General features: G+C 43.3%; 6 protein-coding genes. All 6 read left to right on the top strand.

Annotated elements, in window-relative coordinates:
• Positions 1-77 precede the first annotated feature (77 nt).
• Complete coding sequence (locus C8N29_RS16365; RefSeq protein ID WP_107867135.1) at positions 78-1,043, top strand: DUF932 domain-containing protein; 966 nt, start codon at positions 78-80, stop codon at positions 1,041-1,043.
• A gap of 107 nt (positions 1,044-1,150) precedes the next feature.
• The gene (locus C8N29_RS16360) at positions 1,151-1,627 is read left to right on the top strand and encodes a DUF6878 family protein (protein WP_107867134.1); all 477 of its coding nucleotides are present in this window, start codon (positions 1,151-1,153) and stop codon (positions 1,625-1,627) included.
• 143 nt (positions 1,628-1,770) lie between these two features.
• The gene (locus C8N29_RS16355) at positions 1,771-2,220 is read left to right on the top strand and encodes a DUF6878 family protein (RefSeq protein WP_107867133.1); all 450 of its coding nucleotides are present in this window, start codon (positions 1,771-1,773) and stop codon (positions 2,218-2,220) included.
• The gene (locus C8N29_RS16350; RefSeq protein ID WP_107867132.1) at positions 2,204-3,022 is read left to right on the top strand and encodes a hypothetical protein; all 819 of its coding nucleotides are present in this window, start codon (positions 2,204-2,206) and stop codon (positions 3,020-3,022) included. The genes C8N29_RS16355 and C8N29_RS16350 overlap by 17 nt, the downstream gene beginning before the upstream one ends.
• 94 nt (positions 3,023-3,116) lie before the next feature.
• Positions 3,117-4,280, top strand: coding sequence for a YqaJ viral recombinase family nuclease (locus C8N29_RS16345; RefSeq protein WP_239987203.1), 1,164 nt, complete (start codon positions 3,117-3,119; stop codon positions 4,278-4,280).
• 111 nt (positions 4,281-4,391) lie between these two features.
• The coding region (locus C8N29_RS16340; RefSeq protein WP_107867131.1) for a recombination directionality factor at positions 4,392-5,089 on the top strand (698 nt) is incomplete at its 3' end.

Here is a 5,089-nt window from a genome sequence, read left to right as displayed (position 1 = left end):
TGTTAATGCGTCTCATTTGCTTTTAACTATACTTTATTGATGATGGTTTTTTATCTTTCATTTTCGGAGAATTTATCATGTCACATTTAGTCGAAACAATGGCTTATGTCGGTGCAACCCCATGGCACGGTTTAGGTAATCATTTAGAAGAACAACAGCCCTTAGAAATCTGGGCTAAACAAGCAGGTATGGATTGGTCAATTTTAGAAGCCCCTGTCCGTTTTATGACAGGTGATGAACAAACTTCATCCATTCGTACCTTTGCCGATAATAAGGTGTTGTATCGCTCAGATACAAATGCTCCCCTGTCAGTCGTCAGTCAGCGTTATCAAGTGGTTCAACCGCGTGAAATTTTAGAGTTTTATCGCGACTTAACCGAAGTCTCTGGTTTTGAATTAGAAACAGCAGGCGTACTTAAAGGCGGTCGTAAAATTTGGGCATTGGCGAAAACAGGTCAGTCGATGAGTTTACGCGGTAATGATGTGACGAATGGTTATTTGCTGTTAGCTACCGCTTGTGATGGTACTTTAGCCACAACCGCGCAATTTACCAGTATCCGTGTGGTGTGTAATAACACGTTGGCAGTAGCCTTAAATGGTCAAGGTCAGGCGGTGAAAGTTCCCCACAATACGACTTTTGATGCGCAAGCGGTGAAAAAGCAATTGGGTATCTCTGTCGCTGCTTGGGATGATTTTATGTATCGCTTAAAGACCTTAAGTGAACGTAAAGTTAAAAGTACGGAGGTGGATAAATTTTATGCCAAAGTGTTTGGTGATGCAGCGATGAAAGGTCAAGCCAGTATGCAATCCTTTGAACGAACCATGGCCAAAGCAAAGACTTTATTTGAGGGTCAAGGTTTAGGGGCTGAGTTATCATCTGCTAAGGGGACTGCCTTTGGTTTATTAAATTCGGTGACGGAGTTTGTTGACCATCAGCGTAAAGCGCGCAGTATTGACCATCGTTTAGATTCGGCATGGTTTGGCCAAGGCGCGGTTATCAAACAACGTGCATTGGATGAGGCGTTACGTTTGGTGTCGGCTTAGCTTATTCAGTTTTATTTAATTCTACTGCCTTATTTTATGTCTGTGAAAGCACGGTGAAGTGGTGGTCATCGTGCTTTTTTTATGCCGTTTTTTCATGGAGAACAACCATGTCCGAGTATCATAATCCCGAAGCTATCGCGATCATTCAAACTAATCGTGATTTGTTATTACACACCATGCCGTCATTAGGCATTAGTGAAATTACTATCGAATACGAAAGTTATGCCGATTCAGGCGATGTCACGGACTTAAAAGTCTTCCCTGAAAGTCAGTTAACGCAGATTGACAAATGCCAACTGCCCTATCAATTCTTAATCCTTGCGCGTGATACACAAGGTCAGTATTACAGTGCAGGCGAGGTCAAACAAGTGTCGATGCGTATGGCCTTATGTGATTTTGCCTTAAGCTGTTTAGGTATCAAATACCCTGATTGGGATACCGAAGAAGGGGCTGAGGGTAAAGTGATTTTAGATGCCGATGAACAGCGTTGTGAATTAATTCATACCCAATTTTTTATGGAGTATGCGCGTCATTCTCCGTATCACGATGCAACCAAACCAGCGGTGAATAATACGCTGATTTAGTGCGTTTACCTGCCTTTCCCTAAGGATATTTTTTGAAGTTATCCGTTGTTATGCCTTGATTTCATCCGCCCTGTTGCTGTTTAGCACAGGGCTTTTTTTATGCCCTTTTTTCTTAATTATCGTTATTAAGTTGGAGTTTTATCATGATGGGTTACAGTCCTAAATCCTTTGAAGCGGTACATGCTAATCGTCAACCGCTACTCACTGCCCTTGCTGCCTTGGGTATTACCCAATTAGTGGTGCGTTATGAAGGCGGTGGTGATTCGGGTGATGTCTCTGAATTAGAGATTTTTCCTGAATTATTAGCACAAGCCAATATTGCAAACACGTTAAAAACACAGCAACTCACGTATCACTGTTTAGCGGGTGAATATCAAGACGGTGAATATCGTTACTTTTTACAGGAGCAACAATCTTCCATTGATTCAGCCTTACGTGATTTTGTGTTGACGTGGGTTGATGCTCATCACGGGGGATGGGAAAACAACGATGGTGGTTCAGGGACGATGACCATTAACGTGACTGAGGGAACCTTTCGTTTAGAACATACCGAGTATTATACGGAGTGCAGCAATTATGAATACGATTTATAAGGCTGACTCATGCTCTGTTCCCTCCACACAAGACATTCATATTTCCCTTGGGGCTTATGGTCGTTTAAGCCATCAACAAGCGATTCAATTGGCTTTAAACGCTACACCACGAGAGCCTTTACTCGGTTATTTGTCCACGAAACGATTACAAATTTGTCCGCAGAATTTGGGGCAATTTACCCCTGAATTGGCATTGCAATTAAAAGCCGAATTAGCACACATTGAGTTTCGCTGCCATGCCAATGTTCATATCGAGAGACAGCATAAAATCGTCGATATAAGCGATTGGCCACATGAAAAAGAGTGGTTTAAACAGATGGCGCATTTATCGCACTTGTTGGATGCACCTGTTTATACCGCTCATGCAGGTAAACGCGGTTCTTGTTCAGTCGCTGAGGTTTTACAGTTTACCCAAGAAATTGAGGATTTATTTGGCATACCTGTTGGGATTGAAGGTCACTACCCTACACCAAATGGTAAACATCATTGGTTAATCAGTACATGGGCGGAATATCAACAACTGCTCGAATCAGGGGTGAATTACGCTCTAGATTTGTCACATTTGAATATTTTGGCGGTACAGACGAATCATGTGGAATGGAGTTTAGTCCATGAATTACTGAGTAGTCCCCACTGTTTAGAAATTCATCTCAGTGATAATCACGGTTATGGCGACCAACATTTGCCGCTGAGTAACCCTCTTGCTTTGCCGTGGTGGTGGTCATTACTCAGTTCAGCTAATCCTAATGCAACGATTTTCTCAGAAGGCAGGCAACGTGTGCCTAGCGTAATGATGACCTGAGTCTAATCACTGTTAATCCTTCTTTGATAATTTCTTTCATTCACCCAAGCACAGTCTGTCATACAGGCTGTGCTTTTTTTATGTCGAGGTTTTTATGGAACATCTACATTCAGAGCAAAGTACATCGTCTGCTAGTATGGGTAATCCTATTGTCAGCTCATCCTTAGCAACCGTATTGAGTCACGAAATCACTGATTCAACTACGCCAAAGAACACATCTAAAACCCACAGTGCCAACGCGGTTCGTTTAATCAACACCAAAGGCTTAAGCCGTAGTGAATGGTTAGCGGTGCGTAAACAAGGTATTGGCGGCAGTGATGCTGCCGCTGCTGTCGGTCTCAATCCCTATCAATCCCAGTTGGAATTATGGATGATTAAAACAGGGCGTTTTAGCGAAGAGTCCTGTGATGAATCTGAGGCTAATCACCACTCTTCGTTGATACCCGATATAGACTCCAAAATGTATTGGGGGCAGATTTTAGAACCGATTGTTGCCCAACATTACACCAAAGTCACAGGCCGTAAAGTGCGTAAGGTCAATGCCATTCTGCAACATGCCGATAGTGATAAATCGTGGATGTTGGCCAATATTGATTATCGAGTCGTTGGTAGTGATGAGGTACAACTACTGGAATGTAAAACCGCAGGCGAATATGGGGCAAAGTTGTGGAAAGACGGTGTACCTGAGTATGTGCAATGTCAGGTACAACATCAATTAGCCGTGACAGGCTTACAAGCGGCTGATGTTTGTGTGTTGATTTGTGGTCAACAACTCAAGATTTATCGCATTGAACGTGATGAAGAGTTAATTGCTAAGTTGACTGAATTAGAGCGGTTATTTTGGCACTACGTGCAAAGTAACACCACGCCCTGTGCCGATGGCTCTGAATCCGCAGGCTTTGCCTTACGCTGCTTATTCCCGCAAGACGATGGCCAAAGAGTTGATTTTAGCAACAATACGCATGTCTCAAGCTTATTTGACTCCCTCATCAACACACGCCAACAACTGGCCTTTTATCAAAAACAGGAGGAATTTTATAAACAACTGCTGCAACAGAATCTCGGTGAAGCCAGTTATGCCCAATTTGCTCAAGGGGTAATTTCATGGAAAAAGTCTAAAGACTCTGTTTACCTTGATACCACCGCACTCGTCAAAGACCATCCGCAACTCTGTCAACAGTATCAACGCAGCAAAGTTGGTAGCAGACGATTTTTAGTCTCAGAACGGCCTGTGGCTAATTCTAAAGCCAGTGATTAACCACTCACCAAAACAAAGCGACTCCATCACGTCCACCACTCACTTTTTACCCTGACACGGCATACAGCCCTTGCATGACAGCAAGGGCTTTTTTATTTTTTGGAGAATATCATGATTAAAGGCTTAGCCATTACTCCCCCGATTATCGGTCGGATTAGCATCGGTCGCATCGTTGAAAAGAACGGTAAACGTTTACCCGAAAAGGATGACCAATTTACCTTAACTACCCAAGTCCAACACAAGGACGGTTGGTTACTTCATCCCTTAGATGAACAAGTGCGCCAAGCACAAACCACCAGCAACGGCAAATTACGCACGATTCCTGTTCGAATGTTATTTAATTCGCCTGAGTTAAACCTACGAGCGGAATACAGTTTATTTGACCGACAAACAGGCAGACCATTGTGTGTCGGTAATGGTGATACTTGTCGGCGATATACACCACAAGGCATTCAACAACTTCCCTGCCCTAGTCCCGAAGCCTGTGACTTAGCACGAACAGGTCACTGTAAACCGTATGGTCGTTTACACGTTATTGTAAATGATGAGGAGGATATTGGCACGTTTATTTTTAGAACGACAGGCTTTAACAGTATTCGCACTTTAGCCGCACGCTTAAGTTATTACCAAGCCATTTCAGGCGATTTATTAGCTTGTTTACCCCTGCAATTAAAACTCCGAGGTAAAAGTACCACCCAAAGCCATCGCTCAGCCATTTATTACGTGGATTTAACGCTCAGAGAAGGGCTTACCCTACCTCAGGCCATTCAAGAGGCTAGAACGCGCTCTAATGCGCGTTTAGAGGCAGG

This window comes from Agitococcus lubricus, assembly GCF_003051055.1.
GTDB lineage: Bacteria > Pseudomonadota > Gammaproteobacteria > Pseudomonadales > Moraxellaceae > Agitococcus > Agitococcus lubricus.
This window is presented reverse-complemented; position numbering and strand designations above follow the sequence as displayed.

Excerpts from the sequence above, each read along its gene's own strand:
- C8N29_RS16350 (WP_107867132.1), top strand. The coding sequence starts at position 2,204 with ATGAATACGATTTATAAGGCTGACTCATGCTCTGTTCCCTCCACACAA.
- C8N29_RS16365 (WP_107867135.1), top strand. The coding sequence starts at position 78 with ATGTCACATTTAGTCGAAACAATGGCTTATGTCGGTGCAACCCCATGG.
- C8N29_RS16360 (WP_107867134.1), top strand. The coding sequence starts at position 1,151 with ATGTCCGAGTATCATAATCCCGAAGCTATCGCGATCATTCAAACTAAT.
- C8N29_RS16345 (WP_239987203.1), top strand. The coding sequence starts at position 3,117 with ATGGAACATCTACATTCAGAGCAAAGTACATCGTCTGCTAGTATGGGT.
- C8N29_RS16355 (WP_107867133.1), top strand. The coding sequence starts at position 1,771 with ATGATGGGTTACAGTCCTAAATCCTTTGAAGCGGTACATGCTAATCGT.